At 72.4% G+C, this 22,881-nt stretch carries 17 protein-coding genes; 8 read left to right on the top strand and 9 right to left on the bottom strand.

Annotation, left to right across the window (positions count from 1 at the left end; translation table 11 throughout):
• Nucleotides 1-35 precede the first annotated feature (35 nt).
• Nucleotides 36-389: a MerR family transcriptional regulator gene (locus Aiant_RS37745; RefSeq protein ID WP_189331480.1), complete on the top strand. Its 354-nt coding sequence runs from the start codon at nucleotides 36-38 to the stop codon at nucleotides 387-389.
• On the opposite strand, the gene Aiant_RS37750 is transcribed toward Aiant_RS37745, so the two are convergent.
• The 3 genes from Aiant_RS37750 to Aiant_RS37760 all read right to left on the bottom strand — a co-directional run bounded on the left by Aiant_RS37750 (nucleotide 370) and on the right by Aiant_RS37760 (nucleotide 7,386).
• Nucleotides 370-1,347, bottom strand: coding sequence for a hypothetical protein (locus Aiant_RS37750; protein WP_189331479.1), 978 nt, complete (start codon nucleotides 1,345-1,347; stop codon nucleotides 370-372). The two genes, Aiant_RS37745 and Aiant_RS37750, sit on opposite strands and share 20 nt — an antisense overlap.
• A gap of 113 nt (nucleotides 1,348-1,460) precedes the next feature.
• The gene (locus Aiant_RS37755; RefSeq protein WP_189331478.1) at nucleotides 1,461-4,790 is read right to left on the bottom strand and encodes a galactose-binding domain-containing protein; all 3,330 of its coding nucleotides are present in this window, start codon (nucleotides 4,788-4,790) and stop codon (nucleotides 1,461-1,463) included.
• 214 nt (nucleotides 4,791-5,004) lie between these two features.
• Nucleotides 5,005-7,386, bottom strand: coding sequence for a CHAT domain-containing protein (locus Aiant_RS37760; protein ID WP_229830308.1), 2,382 nt, complete (start codon nucleotides 7,384-7,386; stop codon nucleotides 5,005-5,007).
• A gap of 397 nt (nucleotides 7,387-7,783) precedes the next feature.
• Here Aiant_RS37760 and Aiant_RS37765 point away from each other — a divergent pair, with 397 nt between their 5' ends.
• The 3 genes from Aiant_RS37765 to Aiant_RS37775 are packed head-to-tail and all read left to right on the top strand — an operon-like array spanning nucleotide 7,784 to nucleotide 9,962.
• On the top strand, nucleotides 7,784-8,950 hold the full coding sequence (locus Aiant_RS37765) for a S8 family peptidase (protein ID WP_189331477.1): 1,167 nt from the start codon (nucleotides 7,784-7,786) through the stop codon (nucleotides 8,948-8,950).
• A complete protein-coding gene (locus Aiant_RS37770) occupies nucleotides 8,950-9,522 on the top strand; it encodes an RNA polymerase sigma factor (RefSeq protein ID WP_189331476.1) in 573 nt (190 codons plus the stop codon). The genes Aiant_RS37765 and Aiant_RS37770 overlap by 1 nt, the downstream gene beginning before the upstream one ends.
• Entirely contained in the window at nucleotides 9,519-9,962 is a 444-nt protein-coding gene (locus Aiant_RS37775; RefSeq protein WP_189331475.1) for a hypothetical protein, read from the top strand. The genes Aiant_RS37770 and Aiant_RS37775 overlap by 4 nt, the downstream gene beginning before the upstream one ends.
• Nucleotides 9,963-10,036: 74 nt before the next feature.
• On the opposite strand, the gene Aiant_RS37780 is transcribed toward Aiant_RS37775, so the two are convergent.
• Nucleotides 10,037-10,432, bottom strand: coding sequence for a YybH family protein (locus Aiant_RS37780; protein WP_189331474.1), 396 nt, complete (start codon nucleotides 10,430-10,432; stop codon nucleotides 10,037-10,039).
• Between the two features lie 114 nt (nucleotides 10,433-10,546).
• On the opposite strand from Aiant_RS37780, the gene Aiant_RS37785 reads away from it, so the two are divergent.
• Complete coding sequence (locus Aiant_RS37785; RefSeq protein ID WP_212847305.1) at nucleotides 10,547-10,861, top strand: winged helix-turn-helix transcriptional regulator; 315 nt, start codon at nucleotides 10,547-10,549, stop codon at nucleotides 10,859-10,861.
• Nucleotides 10,862-11,002: 141 nt separating this feature from the next.
• Here the strand turns inward: Aiant_RS37785 and Aiant_RS37790 are convergent, their stop codons facing one another.
• Nucleotides 11,003-14,563 carry an alpha-L-rhamnosidase gene (locus tag Aiant_RS37790; protein WP_189331472.1) on the bottom strand — a complete coding sequence of 1,187 codons (3,561 nt, stop codon included), beginning with the start codon at nucleotides 14,561-14,563 and terminating at the stop codon, nucleotides 11,003-11,005.
• A gap of 138 nt (nucleotides 14,564-14,701) precedes the next feature.
• Between Aiant_RS37790 and Aiant_RS37795 the strand changes: the two genes are divergently transcribed.
• Complete coding sequence (locus tag Aiant_RS37795) at nucleotides 14,702-15,298, top strand: TetR/AcrR family transcriptional regulator (RefSeq protein WP_189331471.1); 597 nt, start codon at nucleotides 14,702-14,704, stop codon at nucleotides 15,296-15,298.
• Here the strand turns inward: Aiant_RS37795 and Aiant_RS37800 are convergent.
• Nucleotides 15,283-17,259 carry a glycosyltransferase family 2 protein gene (locus Aiant_RS37800; protein ID WP_189331470.1) on the bottom strand — a complete coding sequence of 659 codons (1,977 nt, stop codon included), beginning with the start codon at nucleotides 17,257-17,259 and terminating at the stop codon, nucleotides 15,283-15,285. The two genes, Aiant_RS37795 and Aiant_RS37800, sit on opposite strands and share 16 nt — an antisense overlap.
• A gap of 243 nt (nucleotides 17,260-17,502) precedes the next feature.
• Between Aiant_RS37800 and Aiant_RS37805 the strand changes: the two genes are divergently transcribed.
• Nucleotides 17,503-18,534: a glycoside hydrolase family 6 protein gene (locus Aiant_RS37805; protein WP_229830226.1), complete on the top strand. Its 1,032-nt coding sequence runs from the start codon at nucleotides 17,503-17,505 to the stop codon at nucleotides 18,532-18,534.
• Between the two features lie 12 nt (nucleotides 18,535-18,546).
• Here the strand turns inward: Aiant_RS37805 and glxA are convergent, their stop codons facing one another.
• Nucleotides 18,547-20,445, bottom strand: a complete 1,899-nt coding sequence (glxA, locus tag Aiant_RS37810; protein ID WP_229830224.1) for a radical copper oxidase GlxA — start codon at nucleotides 20,443-20,445, stop codon at nucleotides 18,547-18,549.
• Nucleotides 20,446-20,568: 123 nt separating this feature from the next.
• Nucleotides 20,569-21,357 (bottom strand): IclR family transcriptional regulator, encoded by a 789-nt coding sequence (locus Aiant_RS37815; RefSeq protein WP_189331836.1) that lies wholly within the window; start codon nucleotides 21,355-21,357, stop codon nucleotides 20,569-20,571.
• 99 nt (nucleotides 21,358-21,456) lie between these two features.
• Between Aiant_RS37815 and Aiant_RS37820 the strand changes: the two genes are divergently transcribed.
• A complete protein-coding gene (locus Aiant_RS37820; protein WP_212846647.1) occupies nucleotides 21,457-22,338 on the top strand; it encodes an amidohydrolase family protein in 882 nt (293 codons plus the stop codon).
• 27 nt (nucleotides 22,339-22,365) lie between these two features.
• On the opposite strand, the gene Aiant_RS37825 is transcribed toward Aiant_RS37820, so the two are convergent.
• Entirely contained in the window at nucleotides 22,366-22,827 is a 462-nt protein-coding gene (locus tag Aiant_RS37825; RefSeq protein WP_189331467.1) for an NUDIX domain-containing protein, read from the bottom strand.
• Nucleotides 22,828-22,881 lie beyond the last annotated feature (54 nt).

Here is a 22,881-nt window from a genome sequence, read left to right on the forward strand (position 1 = left end):
TTGACGTGAAGGTCAAGTCGTGTTTGGCTCGCGCCGTGCGGATCAGCGAACTGGCGCGTCGCGGCGGGGTGAGCCCACGGGCCTTGCGCTATTACGAGGAGCAGGGCCTGCTCCGGCCGGGCCGCACCGCCGGTGGTTACCGCGAGTACGACGAAGCGGCGGTGCGCGTCGTCCAGCACATCCGCCTGCTGCTCTCGGCCGGCCTGACCACCACGGTGATCGCCGAGATCCTGCCCTGCATCCCGGACGACGTGACGACGCTCGCCCCCACCTGTCCGGAACTGATCGATGGCCTCACCGAGGAACGCGCCCGGATCACGTCGTCGATCGACAAGCTCCTGGCCGCCCGCGCGGTCCTGGACCGCCTGATCACGTCCGGGCCCCGCTGACCGCGTCGATCCGCAGGCGATACCAGTCGGGGCCGGCGAAGACGTGCAGGTCCGGGCCGCGTCCGACCAGGCGCGCGCCGTCCGGTAGCGGGTCGCCGCCGGGGAGGGTGAGGCGGTAGCGGCCCGTCTCGTGCAGGACGCCGTCGCCCAGCTCGGCGACGACGAGGCGGTCGCGGTCGCCGCGGTAGCCGCCGGCCAGCGCCACCCTGCCGTCGCCGACGAGCAGCGCGCGGGCGCCGTGAGCGAGGTCGTTGCGCCACACCGTGGCCCGGCCGTCCTGGACGCGCACGAGGGGGAAGCCGGAGTAGTAACACGCCCAGGCGGTCTCGCCGGTGACGTTGAGGGCGTAGCAGTCGTCGATGAACGGCAGATCGTCCAGCTCGTCGAAGCGCCAGTCGAGTGCCCCGTCCGGACCGAATCGGATCAGACCGCAGTCACCCACCGGCGAGGGGCCGGGGCCGGCCCACCCGTAGTTGCCGTAGACGCCTTCGTCGAAGTAGCCGGCCCACGCGCCGCCGGACGGCGTGGTGTACACATGCTCGATGCCGTCGCCGAAGACGTGCCGGCTGACCGGTGCGCCGGTCGGGTCGTACACGATCGCGTTGTGGTCCGGGCCGTCCGGACGCCACCGGCAGCGGGCGGCGACCACGAGAATCCGGCCGTCCGGGAGGGGCTGGGCGGTGGCGTGCGCGAGCGGCATCGAGGGAATCCGCACCACCCGGGTGCCGTCCGGGGTGTGCACGGTGACCCGGGCGCCGGCCGGGCGGGCGGCACGGGCGTCCGGAAAGGTGGCCCAGCCGGGTGACGTCGTGACCGACGTCAACGCGCCGTGGTCGGTCGTGGCCGTCCAGAGGGCGACTGCCTCGCCGGCCGGGCCCACCGACACCGATACCAGGACGTCGCCGTCCTCTGCGGGGACCAGTCGTCCCTGCGCCTCGACCCCGTGCTCTTCGATCACGCCGACATCGAACCATCCGAGTGCCGGCCCGGGAAACTCGAATAGTTCGTGCTCAGGCGTACCGAAAGCGGCCAGGGCACAGGTGCCCTGGCCGCCTCCCGGTCGGTGTCGGGTCAGCTTCCGGCGATGGTGAACTGGGAGCCCGGCTGGATGACGACGTTGCCGTCCGCCGAGTTGGTGATCGTCACGCCGGACAGGGTGGCGTTGCCGCGGGCCCCGCTCATCGCCAGGATCCCGGCGCCGTTGTTCGACCTGTCGATGCGGACGTTGGTGATGGCGACGTTCGGCATGGCGCCGCCACCGTTCTTGAACTGGATGCCGTCGTACGTCGAGTCGATGATGTCGGTGTCCCGGATGGTGACGCCGGTGATGTCCTTCGTGGACGGGAACAGGGTGATCGCGCCGAACTCCTGGTCCTCGTTCCAGAACGCCCCGCCGGTGCGGTACAGCCCGTTGTTGGCGATCAGCGTGGTGCCGGAGAACGGCAGCGGGCTGTGGTCGGTCGCCAGCATGATGCCCGGGTAGTTCGCGGTGTCGGAGACCAGGTTGTTCTCCGCCGAGTTGCCGTACCCGCCGTAGATCGCGATGCCGTTGGCCCGCCAGGGCAGCTGCACGGTGTTGTTCACGAAGTGGTCGTCGTGGTCGATGTCGACGCTCTGGTCCTTGACGTACGGGTTGGCCCAGATGGCGAGGGCGTCGTCACCGGTGGTACGGAACGAGGAGTTGAACACCCGCGAGTTGCGCGTGCCGTTGGAGAAGTTGATCCCGTCGGCGTACGTGTCGCGGATCCGCATCCCGGTGAACTCCACGCCGTCGCCCGGGTTCCAGTAGGCGGGCGTGTCCGAGTAGTCGCGGCCGACCCAGGCGCCGACGTTGACGTGCTCGATCCACACGTTGCTGATCTTCGTGTTCTTGCCGAACCGGCCGTTCAGGCCGTGCCCGCGGTTCGCCCGGTTCTGCGTGTTGCCGAAGATCGCCAGGTCGGAGATCTGGGTGTTGTCGTCGATGTCGAAGCCGACGTTGCCCTCGTGCGGATGGTTGATGTTGCCGACCACGTTCTGCGGCTGGGTGTCCGAGTAGAGCCGGGTGTGCCACATACCGGCGCCCCGGATCACCACGTTGCGCAGGCCCTTCTGGTTCCACTGGCCCCGAGCCGGGTCCGGCGAGAGGATCTTCTGCTCCTGCCGCCACTGGCCGGCCGGGATCCAGACGCAACCGATCACGCCGTTCTCGTCGTCGGTGACCGCCTTCTGGATGGCGGCCGTGTCGTCGATGCCGTCGTTCGGCACCGCGCCGTAGGTGGTGATCGAGACGCAGCCGGCCGGCTGGCTCAGCGGCGCCGCGACCTGCTCCAGGTCGATCAGGTCGATGACGTAGAAGCTCGCCGCGTCACCGGCGTCGCGCTGCAACTTGAACTTGGTGCCGGCCGGGTACGACTGCCCGAGCAGCGCGTTCGACTCGTCGAACAGCCGCCGTGCGTCGGCCTGCGGGGTGTTGGACAGCGACTCGGTGTCGTCGGTGGTGCCGTACACCCAGCTGTTGCGGGAGCTGAGGGTCAGCTTCCGGGCGAACACGTCGTTGATGTAGAGGCTGATCGTCCAGTCCTGGCCGCCGCCGCTCGCGGCGTCCGGGACCGAGTTGCGGACCACGATCGAGTTGGCCTGGTTGGTCGAGGTGAACTCGACGAACTGGCCGGTGCTGGTCAGGCGTACCGACTGCCGGCCGGAGGACTCGGTGGCGAAGTTGGTGTGCCCGAAGGTGCGCAGCGCGTCCGGCTGGAGCAGCGTGCCCTGGTAACGGGCGGCCTCCGCCTCGTACTCGGTGTAGGGCACGGCGGCGCCGCGACCGACCACGATGGACTTCGACAGGGTGTTGTTGTTCTCGTTGGTCTCGGTGACCACGCCGGCCGAGTCCGCCGTGGCGACGGCGGTCGCGCCGCCGCTGGTCGCGGTCCAGGTGCCGCCGATGGTCACGGTCGTGGTGGCGCCCGCCGCGACGGCCGGGGTGGCGCCGGTGAGCGTGACGGCGCCGACGGTGACCTTGGTGGTGCTGGCCGCCGCGGTGCTGGTGCCGCGGTTCTGCACGGCGACGGTGAAGCTGACCGCCGCGCCGACCGCCGGGTTCGCCGGGTTCGGGTTGATCGCGGTGACCTGGAGGTCCGGGCCCGGCGCCTGAGCCACGACCAGCGGTGAGCTCGCGGTGAAGGTGGCGCCGCCGACGGTCGCCGCGACGGTGTAGCTGCCCTGGGCCCGGGGGCTGACGCTGCCGGTGACCGTGGTGGTGGCGCCGGCCGCCAGCGCCGGAACGTTCGCGGTGGCCACGACGGCGCCGTTGAGCTTGAAGTCCAGCGTGGTCGCGGTCGAGGCGAGAGCGCCCGAGTTACGGACGACCGCGCTCAGGGCGATGGTGGAGGTCTCGTCCGGGGTGGCCGGGCTCCAGGTCGCCGACGTGACGGCCAGGTTCGGGGCGGGTGCCCAGGCGCCGATCACCTGGAACTCGGCGACCTGACCGCCGGGCGCTCCGGTGTTGCCGAAGAACTGCAGCTGGACGTCGGACGCCTTGCCGCTGACCGGGATCGTCACGGTGTTCTGGTTCGTCGACGGGTTGAAGCCGTAGTCCGCGCGCGCCTTCAGCTCGGTGAACCCGGTGGCTCCGAGGGCCCGTCCGAGCACCTGGAGGTTCTGCGTCCGCGCGCCCCACGCTCCGTCCGGGTTGAGCTTGACCACGACGCCGGTGACGTTCGCGTCGGCGCCCAGCTTCACGGTCAGCGTCGACGGGAAGCCGGCCGACTCCCAGTAGCTGCCGGTGTTGCCGTCGGTGGCGTTGGCCGCCACGAAGTTCTGGGTGACCGAGGACGCCTCGGCCGGCTTGCCGGCGGCCAGGTTGGAGCCGGCCGGCGGATCCGTCGGCGGCGTGGTCGGGCCCGCCGTGCCGTAGATCTCCAGCTCCGACAGCTGGCCCGCGGGCCAGCCGGTGTTGGCGGTGATGTGCACCCGCACGTACCGGACGGTCGCCGCGGTGAAGGTCACCGTGACGGTGTTGCCGGTGGCCGGGTCGAAGACGCGCCCGGCCGACGCCGAGAGCGTGCTGAACGCCGAGCCGTCGGTGCTGCCCTGCACGCTCAGCGTCTCGGTGCGGGTGGCCCACGCGGTGGCCGGGGGCAGTTTCAGCACCACCTGGTCGATCGCGGCGGTGCCGCCCAGGTCGACCTGGATCCACTGCGGGAAGACGTTGTTCGGGCTCTCCCAGTAGGAGTTCGCGTTGCCGTCGTTGACGGCCGAGGCGGGCTGCGCGCCGAGCGCCCCGCTGGCCGAGACCGCCTTGCCGAGCGCGAGGTTGGTCCCGCCGGCGGCCCGCGCGGCCACCGGGGACAGGCCGAGGACGGCCAGGCCGGCCGCCAGGGCCGCGCTGACCAGCCTGCGGCTGAGTGTTCTGGGCTTCATGAAGTCCGTCCTGGGAGGTGGGGGAGAGGCCCGCTTTTCCAGCCTGTTAGAGCAAAATTTCGTCGTTCTGCTCAGTTCTTGCGAAGCGGGGCATTTAATGTTTCAGATATGTCACTGGTTCGTCAACGTCTCCTGTCGATGTCCGAACAGCCGCTCCGATGCCGGGTACGAAAAAAGCCGGCGGGTCGCCCCGCCGGCCCCGGTGCCCGGACGGTCAGCCGCTGCCGTAACAGCCGAACGCCGCCGCGGTGGCGAGCCCGGCGTCGGCCTCGCCCTCCGCGCCGGCCACCGCGACCTGGGCGGCGGCCAGCGCCGCGGCCGGCCGCACCCCGCGGGCCAACCGGCGGTGCAGGTCCACCATCAGTTCCAGCGCCGCCGAGTCCCGGGCCGGCAGCACGCTGGCCAGCACCGTGGCGGTGCCGATGCCGAGCAGCGCCGAGGTGAGCCCCATCAGCTCCTCGCCGGGATGCACCGCGGACAGGCCCACGTCGCAGGCGGAGAGCACGACCGTGCGCGGCGGGCGGGCCAGGCGTTCGATGTCGTACACGGTGAACGGGCCGTCGGAGAGCGTGACGTGCGAGAACATCGCGTTGTCGGCACGGAACGCGCCGTGCGCGGCGAGGTGCGCCAGCCGTGCCCCGTCGAGCGCGCGCCGCACCACCTCGGCCCGCGCGTGCTCGCCGAGCAGCACGGTGGCCGCCGGGTGCAGCTCGCGCAGCCGGCGTACCTCGGCCGGGGCGTGCGCCAGGCCGGGACCGGCGGCCAGCAGGGTGTGCCCGCCGGAGGCCGGCGCCGCGTCCGCGGTCAGCCAGGCGGTCGCGGACGGCACCACCACCAGCGGCCGTCCCCAGCAGGAGGCGGTCAGCGCCCACGGGGTGGCGTGCAGCGCCCCGGCCGGCACCAGCACCAGGCCGGACGGCTCGGGAACGCCCAGCGCGTTCAGCACCGGGGCCAGCACCAGCGCGTCCAGCCGTTGCGCCGCGTGCCGGGCGCTGGCCGCGGCGGCCCGCCGGGTGGCCGCCGTGCCGCCCGGCAGCAGCAGCCGGCGCAGCGAGAACCGCAGCAGGGCGGACTCCTCGACCGGGGCCGCGACCGGCCCGAGCGGGCGGATCAGGCAGCCCCGGGCGGACACCGCGACGGCGTGCAGCGCGCCGTCCACGGTGACCAGCTCGATCAGCGTACGGCCGGCCAGCCGGTCCTGGAGCCGGGCGGTGAGCTGTGCCGGGCGCAACGGCTGCGGCGGGCCGCCCGGCGCGTCCGCCGAGGCCGCCTGCCAGCTGCGCCGGCGGATGCGCTCCTCGATGGCCCGCTGCTCCCGCCACTGCCCGCCGCCGCGGGTGGCCACCGGGACGTGCGCCGCCGACGCGATCCCGCGGAGCTGGTCGAGGTCGGCGGCCAGGTCGTTCTCCCGCGGCGGCCGGGTCGGCGGCAGCCGCAGCGCCACAGCCCGGCGGCGTTCCGACCACCACAGCACCACGGCCGGCCGGCCGCCGCGCAACGCCAGCCGGACGCCGGTGGTGACCAGGTCGGCGGCGTAGCTGCCGGCCAGCGACCGCAGCTCGGTGGCGCCCAGCGCCGCCTGGTACGCGTCCAGCACCCGGATCCCGGCCAACAGTGCCCGCCGCGCCCCGGCGGTGTCGCCCGCGGCGTCGCGCAGCAGCGCGGCCGCGTGCCAGGCCCGGGCCCGCAGCGAGGCCGGACCCCGGCGCCCGGCCGTCAGCACCACCTCCAGGTCCTCGGCGGCGTCCGCCCGCCCGGCCGCCAGGCTCGCGGCGAACAGCCGCGCGTCGAGCGCCGCCGCGGGCAGGCCCTCCTCGGCGAGTCTCGCCGCGACCGCGCGCACCGCTCGCAGCCGGGCGGCCGGCGAGCCCGCGTCGCCCGCCCGCAGCCGCAGGTATTGGGCCATGGCCGTCCACGGCCCGAATCGCTGCCGGGCGAACGACTGCCGCGCGACGGTCGCCTCCCGCATCGCCGCCTCCGGGTCGCCACCGGCCAGCGCGGCCCGTGCGTACATCAGCCGGGCCTGGGCCTCGTGCAACCGCATGGTGCCGCGCTGCGCCTCGGCCACCGCGGCGCTCGCCGCCGCCCGGGCCTCGGGCAGCAACTGGGCCTGCAGGAACAGCTCGCTGCGCCCGATCAGCGCCATCGGCGAGCGGCCGTGCACCCGGAAGTAGTCGTCCGCCCGGTCGTACCAGTGGATCGCCGCCAGCAGGTCGCCGGCGCACGCCGCGGCGTACCCCAGGTTGTGCTCGACCTGGGCGGCCGCGAGTTCCTGGCCGAGCTCGCGGTACAGCCGGTGCGCGGCGAGCAGGTCCACCCGCGCGGCCGCGATCGCCGGCCGGTGGATGTGCAGGTTGCCGCGGTTGGTCAGGGCGCGGGCCAGCCAGAGCCGGTCACCGGCCGCGGCGAACTGCTGGATGGACGCGGTGTACTCGCCCATCGCGACGTCCAGGTGTCCCAGCCGGTCGAGGATCAGCGCCCGCTGCATGCGCAGCCGCGTGCCGTCCAGCCCGTCGAGGTGCGGCGCCGCCTGCTCGATCTCGGTCAGCGCCTGGGTCGGCCGGCCCGACTCCATCAGCATCAGCGCCAGGCTCATCCGGGCCCGCGCCGCGTACGCCGGCCCGCTCGCGTCCCCGCCCACCCGCACCGCCCGCCGCAGGTGGCGCAGCGCCGCCCGGGCGTCGCCGTGCTCGCGGGCGGCCAGGCCCAGCGCCCGCAGCGCGGTCGACTCGGCGGCCGGATCGCCACCGCGCCGGGCCGCCTCCCGGGCCCGCCGCGCCAGCCCGGCGGCGCGCTCCGGATCGGCGGTGACCTGCTCCAGGGCATACCGGGCCGCCTTGAGCGGCTCGTCGATCGGATCGTCGAGCACCAAAGGGTCCTCTCACCGGCGCCAAAAAACTCAGCTTTCCCTGTATCAGGGGCTGATCGGCACCGTCTGACTGGTGGGACCCTTTGTCCATTGTGATGTTTACGCGTCGTGAAAGGAGCTTGTCATGCCCTCGGATGCCCGTCTCACCGCGTACCGCAATCGCCGCAGGCAGCGGCTGGAGAGCCTGCCACAACTGCGCTCGTCCCGGACCGCGTCCGGCGCGACCGCCTGGCACGTCGCCGGTGAGCTGCTGGTGCTCGACGACGGCCGGCGGGCCGCCGAGCGTCATCTGGCCGGCGGCGGTGTCGACGTGTCCGGCGACGAGGAGCTGATGCCCGGGTTGCGGCGCTACATCGCCCCGCACGCCGACATCCCCGCGACCGTCGCGGCCGTGCGCGCCGAGACGGACGCGCCGGAGCCGCTGGTCGCGCCGAACCACGTCTTCGTCGCCACCGGCAACGTGTTCGGGCACGGCGGCCCGTACGGCCCGCCCCAGCCCGCCGCGCCGGCCGCGCTGCTGCCGGTGGGCGCCGCGGCCCGCCGGGTGCCGGTCGCGGTGCTCGACACCGGCCTGTGGAAGGACAGCCCCCTGCCGCCGGCGGTGTACGCCCACGGCACCGTCGACGTCGAGACCGACACCGACGTCGACAACGACGGCGTCCTCGACGGCGACGTCGGGCACGCCAACTTCATCGCCGGCGTGGTCGCCGCCCGCACCCGCACGGCCGACATCAGCGTGATCCGGGTGCTCGACACGTTCGGCATCTGCACCGAGGACAACCTGATCCGGGGCCTGGACCGGATCGACCCGGCGGCCCGCGTGGTCAACCTGTCGCTGGGCGGCTACACCGTCGACGGCACGCCGCCGCTCGGGCTGCGGGCCGCGCTGCGCCGGCTGCTGGGCAGCGGTGACCGGGTGGTCGTCGCCGCGGCCGGCAACGACGGCAATGCCACCGACCCGTTCTGGCCCGCCGCGTTCGCCGGCACCGGCGCGTCGTTCGCCGACCGGGTGGCCGCGATCGCCGCGCACGACGGCACCGGCCTGTGCGACTGGAGCAACTCCGGTGGCTGGCTCACGGCGGCCGCGCCGGGCGCCGACGTGATCAGCACGTACATCGCGCACCAGCAGTTCCCGACCGGCTGGGCGAGCTGGAGCGGCACGTCGTTCGCCACCCCGTACGTGGTGGCCGGCGTCGCCGAGAGGATCGCCCGCGGCAGCTCGGCGCGCGATGCCCTGCGGGACGTGATCGCGGCCGCCGGCCGGCGCTTCGGCGACCTCCCGGCGCTGTGATGACGGCAGCCGCCACCCCGACACCGGACGAGGTCGCCGGCTGGTTGCGGGCCGCCGCCGACGGCGACCGCGCGGCCTGGGGCCAGATCGTGCAACGGTACGCGAACCTGGTGTGGTCGATCGCCCGAGGCTTCCGGCTGGACGCCGCCGACGCCGCCGACGTCAGCCAGATGACCTGGCTGCGGCTGGTCGAGCACCTCAGCCGGATCCGCCGGCCGGAGCGGCTGGGCGCCTGGCTGGCGGCCACCGCCCGGCGCGAGTCGATCAACCTGCTGCGCCGCCGGGAGAGCCCGGCCGTCGACGAGACCTTCGTGAACCTGGCCGACGAGGGCCCGGCACCCGGGCACGAGATCCTGCTGGCCGATCGGGACCGGGAGCTGTGGACCGCGTTCGAGCAGATCTCGGCCCGCTGCCAGGCCCTGCTCCGGCTGCTCGTCGTCGACCCGCCCAGCGGCGGGTACGCCGAAGCCGCCGACCAGCTCAACATGGCGGTCGGCAGTCTCGGCCCGACCCGGGCCCGATGCCTCGCCGCGCTGCGCGGCGCCCTCACCGAAACGGCGGCCCCCTCATGACCGACAGCGACGACTCCCTGCTGCGCCGTCTCGGCGCCATGCTCGACGGCGCCGACCCGCCCCCGGATCAGGTGGTCGAGGCGGCCCTGGCCGCGTTCGACTGGCGTGACCCGGACGCCGAGCTCGCCCGGCTGGTGGACAGCACCGCGCCGGCCACCGCGGCGGTCCGCGGTGGCGGGAGTCTGCTGCGGACCTACCGGATGGGCGAGGTCGACATCGACATCGAGGTCACCGTCGACGGGCCGCACGTCACCGTGCTCGGGCAGGTCGCCCCGGTGCGCCGGCTGGACGTGCGGGCCGAGCAGCTCGGCGGCGTGCGGGAGACGACCACGGACGCGTGGGGCCGGTTCGCCTTCGACGGGCTGGGCACCGGGCCGACCCGGCTGGCCTTCCACGACGAGACCGGCCCGATCGGCGTGACCCCCTGGATCGTGCTCTGACTTGGCAGTCAACCTGTGGCGCGGCTCGGGGTTCCTCCGGCTCCGCCGGCCGGCCGCCTGTGGTCCGATGCCGTTCACGCCACGCCGAACGGGTTGTCGATCACATATCGCCACGTGCCGTCCGCACCGCGGCGAGCGACGTCGGTGGCGGTACCGTCGATGTGCACGGGTACGCCGTCCGGCCCGGTGCCCTCGATCGTCCAGTCGACGATCAGCAGCGCGATGTCACCGGCGGTGTAGACGTGTCTAGGCCGTACCTGGATCGGCAGTCCCAGCGCCAGAAACCGCTCGGTGGCAGCGGCACGGTCTGCACCGCTCACCGCGTTGCCCGGCTCCGGCACCAGAAGTGCGTCGTCCTCATACATCGCCTCGACCGCCGCTACATCACCGCTGTCGAACGCCGCAGCGAAGGCCGCAGGGTGCCGGGTCGCCTCCGTGGTCCGCGTCATCATGTACTCATGTCCAGCCATGATCACAGCCAAGCGGAGAACGCCGTGGCTCACCAAACGGTGAGCCACCGATGGGATATCGACCTGGTCCCCGACGATGCCGGCCGCACCGACCGCCCCGACGCGGAATGTCCGGTGGAAATGGCTCTCGCCGCGATCAATGGACGCTGGACCACCCTCGTGTTGCGCGAACTGATGCACGGTCCACTGTCGTTCAGCGAACTCCGCGCCGCGCTCCCACAGCTCAGTGACAAGGTGCTGGACGAACGGATCCGGCGACTCCGCTCTCAGAACCTGGTCGAGCGGCGGGCGGTCACTGGGTTCCCGAGCCGCGTCACCTATTCGCTCACCCCGGCCGGGCAACAATTACGCCCGCTGCTGGTGGAGCTGTACCGCACCGGTCTCCGTCTGCGGCACAACCCTTCCCAGGCTCACGCGCCGCTGGCATGAGCACGAGTCCGGGATGACGAATACGGCGTCGCCCCCGCTGCTCCGCCGCAAGACAGGCTGAAGCCGGAGTGTGATTCACAGGCTGAGGCCGGTTTCACAGCCCGGCCGGTGGTGGCGACCACCGGCCGGGTGGGACTGCCGTCAGAGCGTCGAGGTGAAGGTGTAGGTGCCGGCGCCGACGACGTAGGACGTGCCGCCGACCGGGACCGCCTCGGGCGGAGCGGAGGTCACGGTCGCGCCGGGAACGCGTACCGTAGCCGTGGTGCCGGGCGCGACCACGATCTGCAAGGTGATCGCGGACCCGGACCGGCTCCAGGCGCTGCGGACCCGGCCGTAGGCCGTGGTCAGGTCGGACGACGCGGACGTCAGCGTGCCGCCCGGCCTGGGCGCGAGCAGCACCTGGGCGTAACCGGGCGCGGCCGGGGCAACCCCGCCGACCTGGCGGTACATCCAGTCGCCGACCGAGCCGAGTCCGTAGTGGTTGAACGAGTTCATCCCCGGGTCCTGGAGGCTGCCGTCCGGGCGGATGCCGTCCCAGCGCTCCCAGATCGTGGTGGCGCCGCGCGAGATCATGTAACCCCAGCCGGGGTAGTCCGGCTGCTGGAGGATCTGGTAGGCGACGTCGGCGTGCCCGTGGTCGGCGAGCACCGGCAGCAGGTTCTCCACGCCCATGAAGCCGACCGAGAGATGCCCGCCGCGGGACGCCACCTTGGCGGCCAGCTTGTCGGCGACCGCCTGCGCCCGGTTCGCCGGGACCAGCCCGAAGGCGAGGGCGAGGACGTACCCGGTCTGGCTGCCGGTGCCGACGGTCCCGTCGGCGCCGACGAACCGGTTGGTGAACGCGGTCGCGATCTGGTCGGCCAGCGTGCCGTAGGACGCGGCCTGCGCGGTACGCCCGGTGGCCGCCGCCATCCGCGACACCAGCCGCGCCGACCAGCCGAAATACGCCGTACTGGTCAGATCGTTGCCGGTGCCGTCGCCGACGTTGAGCCAGTCGCCGTAGGTGTCCTGGTTGCGGATCAGATCGGCGCCGGCCGTGCCGCGAAGGTAGTCCACCCAGCGGGCCATCGCCGCGAACGTCCGGTCGGCCGGACCGAGGTCGCCGAAGCGCTGCCAGATCGTGTACGGCACGATCACGCCCGCGTCGCCCCAGCCCGCCTTACCGGCCCCGCCCAGCACGTCCGGCGCCACGTCGGTGAACGCGCCGTCGCCGTGCTGCGCGTCCACCAGGTCGGTGGCGAACTTGTTCAGCAGCCCGTACGTGTCGAAGTTGAACGTCGACGTCGCGCCGAACGCGGCGATGTCCCCGGTCCAGCCGAGCCGCTCGTCCCGCTGCGGGCAGTCGGTCGGGATGGAGAGAAGGTTCGAGCGTGCGCCCCACAGGATGGCCTGCTGCACCCTGTTGAGCGTCGCGTCGGAGCTGGTGAACGTGCCGGTGGCGGCGCCGTTCGTCCACGCCGCGAGACCGGTCAGGCTGTCCGCGGTGGGCGTGCCGGGGTATCCGGTGATTTCCACATAGCGGTAGCCGTGCACGGTGAATCGGGGTTCGAACGTTTCAGTTCCGGCGCCGGCCAGGGTGAAGCGGTCGGTGGCCTGGGCGCCCCGCAGGTTCGCGGTGTAGAGCGTGCCGTCGGCGTTGAGGATCTCGCCGTGCCGCAGGGTGACCGTGGTGCCGGCCGGGCCGCTGACCCGCAGCCGGTCCCAGCCGGTGAAGTTCTGCCCGAGGTCGGCGATGAACACGCCGGGCCTGGGCTGGGTGACGGCGACCGGGCGCAGCTCCTGCTGCACGGTGACGCCCGGGTCGAGCTGGGGGACCAGGGCCGGGTGGGTGCCGGTCCGCACCGTCACCGGTGTCCAGGCGCTGTCGTCGAAGCCGGGATTGTTCCAGCCGGTGATGACCTGACGGGCGTCCTGCGTCTCGCCCGCGTAGAGGTCGTCGGCGCGGACATTGCTCGATGTGGTGCGCCAGCTGCCATCGGTCTGCACGGTGGTCGAGGTTCCGTCGGTGAACTCGATGATCAGCTGGGCGGCGTACCACGGCTGGGTGCCATAGCGCTGACTCCCCGCGAATCCGATGTTTCCGGAATACCAGCCTCGGCCGATCTGCGCGCCCAGCGCGTTGGCGCCCTGCCTGATGGCCGGGGTGACGTCGAATCCCCGGTACTGCAGCCGTTTGTTGTAGTCGGTCCAGCCCGGCGCGAGTCGTTCGGTGCCGACCTTCGCCCCGTTCAGGTAGGTGTCGTGCAGCCCGAGCGCGGTGCTGAACAGGCGAGCCCGCGCTACCGGCTTGCCGATGGTGAAACCTTTCCGCAGGTAAGGGGAGGGGCCGGGAATCTGGACCTGGCTGCCCCACGGGCCGCTGCCGTAACCGGCGAGAACCTTGGCCGCGGCCCACCCGGAATCGTCGAAACCGGACTGCTGCCAGCCGCCCGGCCCGGACGTGGACGACTTCCACGACCCGTCCGTCACCGTCGCGCCGAGCTTGGCGATCAGACCGGCCGGACTCACCGTCGTGTTGGCCGCGGCGATCGCGATCGTGTGCGTGCCGGCCGCCACGGTCACCGTTGCGGCGGTCTTCCACGAGTCGGTGACCCGCGGGCTGGTCGAGACCGGGGTCCCGTCGATCCACACGTCGGCTGTGTCGTCGCCGGTCACCACCATCGTGGTGCTCGCCGCGAGGCTGACCGTCCTGCGGAAGTACCGGGTCGCCGCCGGCGCGCTCGACGCCGGGTCGCCCTCCGGGTACCAGATCCAGTTCGCCCCGCTCAGGTCGCCGGCCGGCGGCGCCCCGACGAACGCCGCGGTCATCGCGATGCCGGTGTCGAACCGGGCGCTCGGACTCCACCCGCTCGGCCGCCCCTGCGCGTCCCAGACCCGGACCCGCCAGTGGTAGGTCCGGTTCGCGGCGAGCGCCGGACCGCCGTACCCGATGTCGGTCTGCCTGGTCGCCGCGACCGTGCCGCTGTCCCACACGTCGGCCGCGCCCGGCGTGCTGCCCACCGTGATCTGATACCGCCCCTGCATCTGCCCGCGGGCAGTCGCCGCGAGCCGCCAGCCGAACTGCGCACTGTCCACTCCGACCGGATCCACCTGCCGATTCACCGTCAGGTCGGTCACGCTCACCGGCGACGCCGCGGCCGGATCGGGCAGGGCCACATTGCTGCCCCACGGCCCGGCGCCATAGGCGCCGAGATCCTTCGCCGTGGTCCAGGCGGCATCGGAGAACGCCGGGTCGGACCACGTTTCCGGTACGCCCGCAGCGGCGCGCCACGAGCCGTCGGTGATCAGGTCCACCGTGCCGGCGTGCAGACGGCCGAGGACGCCGGCCGGTCCGCCACTGTTGCGCGCGGCGATCGCGATCGTGTTCGACCCGGCGTGCAGGGAGCCGGCCAGGTCGACGTCGATCGCCTGTCTCCAGGAGTCGCCCACCCGTGGGGAGCCGGCCAGCCGGGTGCCGTTGGCCCAGACGTCCACGGTGTCGTCGCCGGTCACCACGAGCTGGGCGCCGGCGACGTCACCGGCCGCGAGGGTGAAGGTGCGGCGCAGGTATCGGGTGGCGACCGGTGCGCTGGTGACCGGATCTCCCTCGGGATACCAGATCCAGTGCGCGCCGGTGAGGCCGACCGGTGGATCCGCGGCCGCCGCCGCGGGCGTCGGTGCCAGCAGGAGCGCGGCCGTCGCGGCCGCGAGTAAACCCTTCATCCGGACCCCCTGAGTGTGCGTGAAACGTTTCATAATGACACTCATCGATCCTATGGCTGTTAACGCGCACGAAACAAGAGGGCAGGCGCGGTGGCCGTCGGCGGAAGGGGCCTCAAGATCCGCGTACCATGGCGGGCGATGGCGACACCGTACGAGGAGACCGGCCGCACCGGGCAGAAAGCCCGCACCCGCACCGCGCTGGTCGAGGCGACCCGGAAACTGCTGGCCGCCGGGGAGACCCCGCAGGTCGAGGAGGCCGCCGAGGCGGCGGGCATCTCCCGGACCACCGCGTACCGATACTTCGCCAACCAGCGGGCCCTGTTGCTCGCCGCCCATCCGCAGATCTCACCGGAGACGCTGCTCGGCGCCGGCGCGCCGGACACCCTCCCGCAGCGGCTGGACGTCTTCATCACCGCGTTCTGCGACTACAACTTCACCTGGGAGCCCCAGCTGCGCGCCGCGCTGCGCCTCTCGCTGGATCCGGCGGCGGACCGGCCGGCGATGCGCCAGGGTCGCGCGATCGCGTGGGTCGAGGACGCGTTGCGGCCGCTGCGCGACACGCATCCGCACGTCGACGTCCACGACCTGGCGGTCGCCATCCGGTCGGCGACCGGCATCGAGACGCTCGTCTGGCTGATCGACGTCGCGGGTCAGGACCGCGAGCAGGCGACCGCGACCGTACGGTCGACGGCCCGCGCGCTGCTCGCGGCCGCGACCGCTCAGCCGGTCCGCTGAGGTTCCGCCGGCATCCGTTGCTCGGGCACGGTCCGCCCGGGGCCGGAGGTGGCCGCCACGGGATGGGCTCGCGGTGCGGCGCTGCCGGTGGCGGCGCCGGCCGGGACGGAGCCGGTGCGGGGAGCCGGGCTGTCGGCGGTGAGGTGTTGCTGGATGAGGGCTTTCGGGATCTCCCTGGTGATGTCGCCGGGGTGCCGGGGCAGGGGAAGCAGCCCGGCCGCCGCCGCGGCCGGTGCCGGGGTGGTGGCCTCCGGGTGGGCCAGCCGCGGGGCGGCGTAGCTCAGCGCGATCGGGAGCACGCAGACCAGCAGGCTGGTGCAGGGCCAGAGCAGCGCGGCCCCGCCGGCGTAGTGCCGGGCGACCGAGACGGCGATCGCGATCAGCAGGACGGCACACCAGCCGAGGTGGTTGCGAAACGTGCGGATGCCGTCCTGGCTGCTGCTGTCGCCCTTGGGCGTGACGACGAATCGGGCCGGCCGCCGGGTGATCGTGCTGCACAGCTGCCCGGCGTACAGCGGCGCCGCGATGATCGACATGAGCATGCCGGTCAGGCCCCACGAGTCCGGCGGCTCGTACGGGCTGACGTTGTAACGGCGGTTGTGGATGTAGAGCCACAGTGAGAACGCGGTCGCGTCGGTGTACAGCGCCAGCCAGGTCTGCGGCGCGATGGTCATGCCGGTGACGCCGAGGCCGAGGAACAGGATCGCGTTGAGGATGCCCAGCAGCCAGCCGATCGCCATCGACGGGTAGAACGTGGTGATCAGCGTGTAGTGCATCATCGCGGCCGGTGACAGCTTCCCGAAACGCCGCCAGTACGTACCGGAAAGGATCTCGAAGGTCCCCCGCGACCAGCGGCGCTGCTGGCTGAAGTAGTCGCTCCAGCTGGTCGGCCCCTCGCCCGCGGAGAGCACGTCCGGGGTGTACACCGACTTCCAGCGGCGCCCGGTCTCCGGGTTGCGGCTGGTGTGCAGGGCCAGTCCGGTGGCCATGTCCTCGGTGATCGAGTCGCTGAGGCCGCCGATGCTGCGCAGCGCCTCGATCCGGATCGCGTTGTTCGTGCCGACCAGCATCGGGGTGCCGTACAGGTTGGCGGCCCGCTGGATGACGCTGTGGAACGGGAACTGCTGTGACTCGGCGGCCCGGGTGACGAACTGCTCGCTGTTCTTGTAGCACTGCGGGCCGACCGCGTACGCCACGTCCGGGTCCCGGAAGTAGCCCAGGATCCGCTCCGCGAAGTTGGCCAGCGGCACGTGGTCCGGGTCGACCGAGAGCAGCACGTCGTACCCGTCGCCGTGCGCGTCGATCCAGGCGTTGTAGTTGCCGTGCTTGGTCTTGGCCCGGAACGCGCCGGTGGGCTGGTTGTACCGCTCGATGCCGCGCCGGGTGAAGTGCCGCACCCCGAGCTCGGCGCAGACCGCCTTGACGGCCGGATCGTCGCCCTCGTCGAGCAGCCAGATGTCGAAGACGCCGTCGTGCCGGATCCGGGTCGCCGCCCGCAGTGTCTCGGCGACCACCGCGATCGGCTCCTTGCTGGGCACGATGGTGGTCAGGAAGGCGACGCGGACACCCGGATCGGGGATGACCGGGATCGGGTCACGGGCGGCGATCGAGGCCAGCGACAGCGAGATCACGTTGACCAGTCGCAGCATCTCCACCACGGCGATCGAGGCGATGACCACGAGGTTGGCCGTCCGGGCCAGCTCGGCGGCCGGTCCGGCGTACGTGGGGCCGATGTGGTCCGGGCGCAGCAGCCAGGTGAAGAAGAAGATCTCGAAGCACACGTTGAGCACCGCGATCAGCAGCGCCTTGGCGTGCCGCCACCGGCCGTCGACCTTCCGCTGATTGCGGAACTCCACGCGGTAGGGCCGGTCGGCCGGCGGGACGGTCAGCGGGCCGGCCAGACGGCTGAAGTGCTCCAGCCGTTCCCACGAGCCGTGGGGAGGTGATGCGGTTGCGGGCACCCCGTAATCCTTTCTGGACGCGCGCCATCCACCGCTCGGAACGCAGGGGAGGGTTGGCATGCGCTGCGAGAGCGTAGGCAGCCGGATCCGGTTCCCACAGGCCTGAATTGCCGTATTGAAACGTATGTCCGTTATGGGTCACCCGGTGAGGTGTATCCGATACGCTGTTGTTTCTTCCGTGTCCGGACCTGAAGGGGTAACGCCGTGGCGATGGCGTCCAAACGCCGTTGGTGGGGATCGACCGTGGCGGGCACCACCGCCGTCGCGCTGGCCGTGGCCGGGTGCGGCCGCGACGAGCCGGCAGCGCCCGGCGCGCCCCCGGTGGGGTCGCCCTCGGCGAGCGTGGCTCCTGTCCGGACGCCCGGCGCGAACGGCAACCCGCTGGCCGGCCGCACTCTTTACGTCGATCCGGCGAGCGACGCCGCGGCGCAGGTGGCCCAGTGGACGGCCCAGGGACGCGTCGCCGACGCCCGGACCCTCGCCCGGATCGCGGACCGGCCGATCGCCACCTGGATGACCGGCGGTCCCACGCCGGTGCGGGCCCGCGTCGACGAGGTGGTCGGCCGTGCCGCGACCAGCGGCCGGGTGCCGGTCCTGGTGGCCTACAACATCCCGCACCGCGACTGTGGCAACTTCAGCGCCGGCGGCGCCGGGTCCGCGGCCGAGTACCGGGCGTGGATCAGGGAGTTCGCGGCCGGGATCGACCACCGTCCGGCGGTGGTCGTCGTGGAGCCCGACGCCGTCGCGCACCTGGTCGACGGGTGCGCGGACGACGCCGCTCAGCGGGCGGCGCTGCTGCGGGACGCGATCGCCGTACTCAAGGACACCGGATCCGCGGTGGTGTACCTGGACGCCGGCAACCCGGGCTGGATCACCGACACCGACCGGCTGGCCCGGGCGCTGCGGCGAGCCGGTGTGGCCGGGGCCGACGGCTTCGCGTTGAACGTGTCGAACTTCGTCGGGACGGCCGAGAACATCGCGTTCGGGCACCGAGTCTCGGACGAGTTGGGCGGCGCCACCCACTTCGTCATCGACACCAGCCGCAACGGCGCCGGTCCGGTGCCCGGCTCGGAGATCGCGGGCGGGCCGCGCTGGTGCAATCCGCCGGGCCGGGCGCTCGGCGTCGCGCCGACCACGGAGACCGGCCGGGCCCGGGTCGACGCGTACCTGTGGATCAAGAATCCGGGTGACTCCGACGGCGCCTGCCGGGCCGGCGAGCCCGCGGCCGGCCAGTGGTGGCCGGAGTACGCGCTGGAGCTCGCCCGCCCGGCGTGAGCCGCGGTCCGATCAGGACACCGTCACCCAGCGCGCGATCGACGGCACCCCGGACCGGTCGATCGCGAAGAGCATGTACGGCCCCGGCGGCAGCAGGGTGCGCTCCGCCGGCACCGTGACGGTGATCCCCTGGGCCTGCCGGGTGAAGTTCACGCCGACGGAGCGCTGATCGACGTTGAGCATGTGGGTGGCGGCGCTGGGGCGGATCAGGCGTACCGAAGCGATGTCCGCCGGCGCCGAGGTGGCGAACGTGGCCTGCCGACCGTAACCGACCGCGGCCGGACCCTCGGTGATCGCCGGACGCTCGCCGCGGTACAGGTACGGCGGCGTGTAGACCTCGAGCCGCTGCTCGAACGAGCCGCTGATGGTGTTCTTCCGGTCGGCGTACAGCGGATCGGAGCCGACGGTCAGCACCCGGCCGTCGGGCAGCAGCAGCGCCGCGCTGTGGTAGTTGCGGCCGACCGCGGGGTCGGCCGCCTCCGCCAGCGTGTTCGTGTCCGGGTGGTAGATCCGGGCGATGTGGTTGTCGGTGGCGCCGCGGCCACGGTAGTCCCGGGCGCCGTTGGTGATCAGCGTCGTGTCGTCCGGAAGCGTGACCAGGTTCGGGTACCGCGTTCCCTCGGGCAGGTCGGGCCCGGGCCGGAACCGCGGCTCGCGCTCGGTCAGGTCGACCAGGTCGATCCGCCGGGTGGACTTGCGGGACTCGCCGACGCCGCCACCGCCGACCACCATCACGGTCTGGTTCTGCACCGGCCCGGCCCACGCCGACATGCTGGTCTCCAGCTGGTCGGCGGCACGGATGCCGGGCACCGGGCGGAAGCTGTTGTCGCTCAGATCCCACAGCCCCGGGTCCCGGCCCTTGTCCTCCGGCCCGTACCCGGAGTTGGAGCCGGTGTAGAAGAGGACCCCCGGCTCGGCGGTCTGGAACAGGGTCGGATAGGTCGGGAAGTAGCGGTTCAGATCCTTGCGGACCGTCCACTTCTTGGTGGCCGGATCGTAGATCTCGTTCTGCGAGCCGTCGACCACCTGGCCGGCGCCGTCCAGCCCGGACACCGCGAGCACCGACCCGTCGGACAGCCCGGTCAGCGTGGGGTACCAGCGTTTCTCGTGCATGTCCGCGACCCGCTGGTACCGCTCGGTGACCGGGTCGAACTCGTAGGTCTCCTTGCGGCCCTGGTAGTCCTGCTTGGCCATGGTGATCTTCTCGGCCAGCCCGTACAGGTTGCGCTGGTCGGCGCCCGGGGGCAGGCCCTCGATGCGGTACTGGCCCCGGGTGCTCGTCGCGTACCGGTCGCCGCCGCCCGCCGCGTCGACCCACACCGTGGTGGCGCCGGCGGTGACGGTCACCTTGCCCTTGCCGCGGACCGTCTTGGTGGCCGAGGGAACCGTGAACGCGTCGCCGGCGGTGTAGCGCAGGCCGTTGGCGGCCACGAACACGGTCCCCTTCGGGAAGGACCGGGGCCCGTCGGGTGACTCGTTCTTGACCGTCATGCTGCCGCCGGCATGGGTCACCTCCGGCTCCAGCACCTCGTAGCGCAGCGTGCCCCCGGCCACGAGCAACTTGCCGTCGGGGAGGAACGTGTGCCCGCTGCAGAACAGGTCGGTCGGCGTCGGCACCAGCGTGGCCGCGCCGGTCGCCGGGTCGAACACCACCGTCTTGAAGGTGCCGGCCTTGAACTGGTCGATCTTGTTGCCGGACCCGGCGATCAGCAGGATCCGGCCGGACGGCAGCAGCGCGGCGTGAATCGCGTTGAGCCGGACCTCCTTCGGCAACTCGATCGTCTGCCAGAAGCCGTGTGTCGTCTTGTACGGCATGCTGTTGACCAGTCGCTCATGCCGCCATCGGCTGACCGCCGACCACACCGGTGGCACGTTGACCAGGCCGACGGCGGTCAAGGCCAGGAGCGGCACCACGGTTTTTCGGACAAAACGGTTCCTTGCAGAGCGCGTCAAGGTGCAAACCTCTCGAAGTCGACAACCCGTAGCACGCTAGAGTTGCGACAGGGCTCCATCAATCCCTCGAAAGTGGACGAACTAGTCGGTCACCGGCCCGTGCGCCTCGGACAACTGGCGGGAGACGGCCCGTGCCGCCGCCCGCACCGCGATGCCACAGGCCGCGGCCTCGAAGCCGGAGCTGGGCGCGACCACCGACAGGGCGGCCACCACCTCGCCGGACGCGCGGATCGGGGCGGCCACCGTGCTCATCGCCCGCGGGGTTCGCTGCCGGCCGTACGCATAGCCGCCCCGGCGCACCTCGGCCAGGGCCCGCCGCAGGTCAGCCGGGGTGTGCAGGTCGTTCTCGCCGTCACCGGCCCGGTACCCGTCGATGGCCGCGTCCTGCACGTCGGCCGGCGCGTGGGCGAGCAGCACCAGGCTCACCCCGGTCGAGGTGAGCGGTAGCCGGCCACCGACCCGGTACCGCACCGGGCCGGCGTCGCGGGCGGAGAGCCGCTCGACCAGCAGTGCCTCGTTCTCCTCGCGGACCGCGAGCAGCACGTGCTGCCGGGTCACGTGGAACAGGTCCTCCATGAACGGCATCGCCACGGCGCGCAGCCCGTGCCCACGCGGGGCGAGCGAGGCGATCTCCAGCAGGTGCAGGCCGACGACGAAGCGGCCGTCGTCGAGGCGTTCCAGCGCGCCCACGTCGACCAGGGTGCGGGCCAGGCGCAGCGCGCTGGAGCGGGGGATGCCGGAGCGCCGGGCCAGGTCCGCGAGGGGCTGCGCCCGGTGGTCCGCGTCGAACGTGGTGAGCAGGGCAAAGGCGCGTTCGATCACCGGGTCGCCGGTGGGCGGGCGGCCGCCGCGTTTCGGTGTTTCATTCATCGGCACGGGCGGTTCCGAGCAGTGGTCACGGATCTTACGGTCGCATGTGACGAGAGGAGCCATAAAATGACCGGATTTATTGATGTACACGCCCATTTTGTGACCGACAGCTACGTGGCCGCGGCCCGTGCCACCGGGATCGAGCACCCGGACGGGATGCCGGGCTGGCCGCAGTGGAGCGCCGAGGCACATCTCCAGCTGATGGCCGACGGCGGGATCGGCAAGTCGTACCTGTCGATCTCCTCGCCGGGTGTGCACTTCGGCGTCGACCTGGCCGCCCGTGCGCTGGCCCGGGAGGTCAACGAGGCCGGCGCCGACGTGTGCCGCCGGTACCCGTCGCGGTTCGGGCACTTCGCCGCACTGCCGCTGCCGGACGTGGACGGCGCGCTCGCCGAGGCGGCGCACGCGCTGGACATGCTCGGAGCCGACGGCGTCGTGGTCGAGACCAATCACCGAGGCGCCTACCTCGGCGACCCGAGCTTCGAGCCGCTCTGGGCCGAACTTGATCGGCGCGGCGCCCTCGTCTTCGTCCACCCCACCTCGCCGCCGCACGCCGACGAGATCTCCCTCGGCCTGCCCCGGCCCATGCTGGAGTTCCTGTTCGACACCGCACGCACCGCCACGGACCTGGTGTTTCGTGGTGTGCTGGCGCGATACCCGGCGATCCGGTGGGTGCTCACCCACGGCGGCGGGGTGCTGCCGCTGCTCGCCGACCGCATGCAGATGTTCCACTCGGTCCTGGCCGGCGACGACGGGCCGTCCGTCATCGATCAGCTCAGCGAGATCTGGTTCGACATGGCCGGCACGCCGTTCCCGCGGCAGATACCGGCGTTCGAGGCCGCGTTCGGCACCTCGAAGCTGGTCTACGGCAGCGACTACTGCTGGACCCCGGCGCCCCTCGCGCTCGCCCAGATCCGGACGATCGACGACTCGTGGCGCGAGTTGACCAGCAAGAACGCCCGAAGGTTGTTCGACCGATGAGCGCTTCGCCGCTGCGCGGCGGCATCGTCAGCCAGGACTGATCAGGGTCCTCAGCCGGTCGGCGAGGTCGTGCGGTGCGAATCGGTCCGGGCCCGGGTAGGACGCCATCTCGGCGGGTGACCACCAGCGCAGCTCGTCGATGTGCTCGGCGGCCAGCTGCGCGGCGGTCATCGCCGGGCTGGGCGCGAACTCCGCGGTCCGCACCACGTAATAGTCGTGGATCGCACCGTCGAAGCCCGGGATGAGACCGGGCCCGATCATCTCCCGCCGCCAGACGTGCGGCGGCTCCACCTCGATCGCCAGACCGACCTCCTCGATCAACTCGCGCCGGAGCGCCTGGAAGCGGGTCTCGCCCGGCTCGATCCCGCCGCCCGGCACCGTCCAGACCGCGTCGTCGATCGATCCCGGTGCACGGTTGCGGCAGAGCAGGACCCGACCGTCATCGGTCAGCAGGATCCCGCGCACGGAGTGGCGCAGCGTCAAGGACATGCGCTCATGGGTACCAGTTTTGGTTCGCGGTGAATTCACTGTCCCGGTGGCGCG

This window comes from Actinoplanes ianthinogenes, assembly GCF_018324205.1.
GTDB classification, from domain to species: Bacteria; Actinomycetota; Actinomycetes; order Mycobacteriales; family Micromonosporaceae; genus Actinoplanes; species Actinoplanes ianthinogenes.

Coding starts and splice junctions, on each gene's coding strand:
- Aiant_RS37755 (WP_189331478.1), bottom strand. CDS start 4,790: ATGAAGCCCAGAACACTCAGCCGCAGGCTGGTCAGCGCGGCCCTGGCG.
- Aiant_RS37760 (WP_229830308.1), bottom strand. CDS start 7,386: ATGAGCCTGGCGCTGATGCTGATGGAGTCGGGCCGGCCGACCCAGGCG.
- Aiant_RS37765 (WP_189331477.1), top strand. CDS start 7,784: ATGCCCTCGGATGCCCGTCTCACCGCGTACCGCAATCGCCGCAGGCAG.
- Aiant_RS37770 (WP_189331476.1), top strand. CDS start 8,950: ATGACGGCAGCCGCCACCCCGACACCGGACGAGGTCGCCGGCTGGTTG.
- Aiant_RS37775 (WP_189331475.1), top strand. CDS start 9,519: ATGACCGACAGCGACGACTCCCTGCTGCGCCGTCTCGGCGCCATGCTC.
- Aiant_RS37780 (WP_189331474.1), bottom strand. CDS start 10,432: ATGGCTGGACATGAGTACATGATGACGCGGACCACGGAGGCGACCCGG.
- Aiant_RS37790 (WP_189331472.1), bottom strand. CDS start 14,563: ATGAAGGGTTTACTCGCGGCCGCGACGGCCGCGCTCCTGCTGGCACCG.
- Aiant_RS37795 (WP_189331471.1), top strand. CDS start 14,702: ATGGCGACACCGTACGAGGAGACCGGCCGCACCGGGCAGAAAGCCCGC.
- Aiant_RS37815 (WP_189331836.1), bottom strand. CDS start 21,357: ATGAATGAAACACCGAAACGCGGCGGCCGCCCGCCCACCGGCGACCCG.
- Aiant_RS37825 (WP_189331467.1), bottom strand. CDS start 22,827: ATGTCCTTGACGCTGCGCCACTCCGTGCGCGGGATCCTGCTGACCGAT.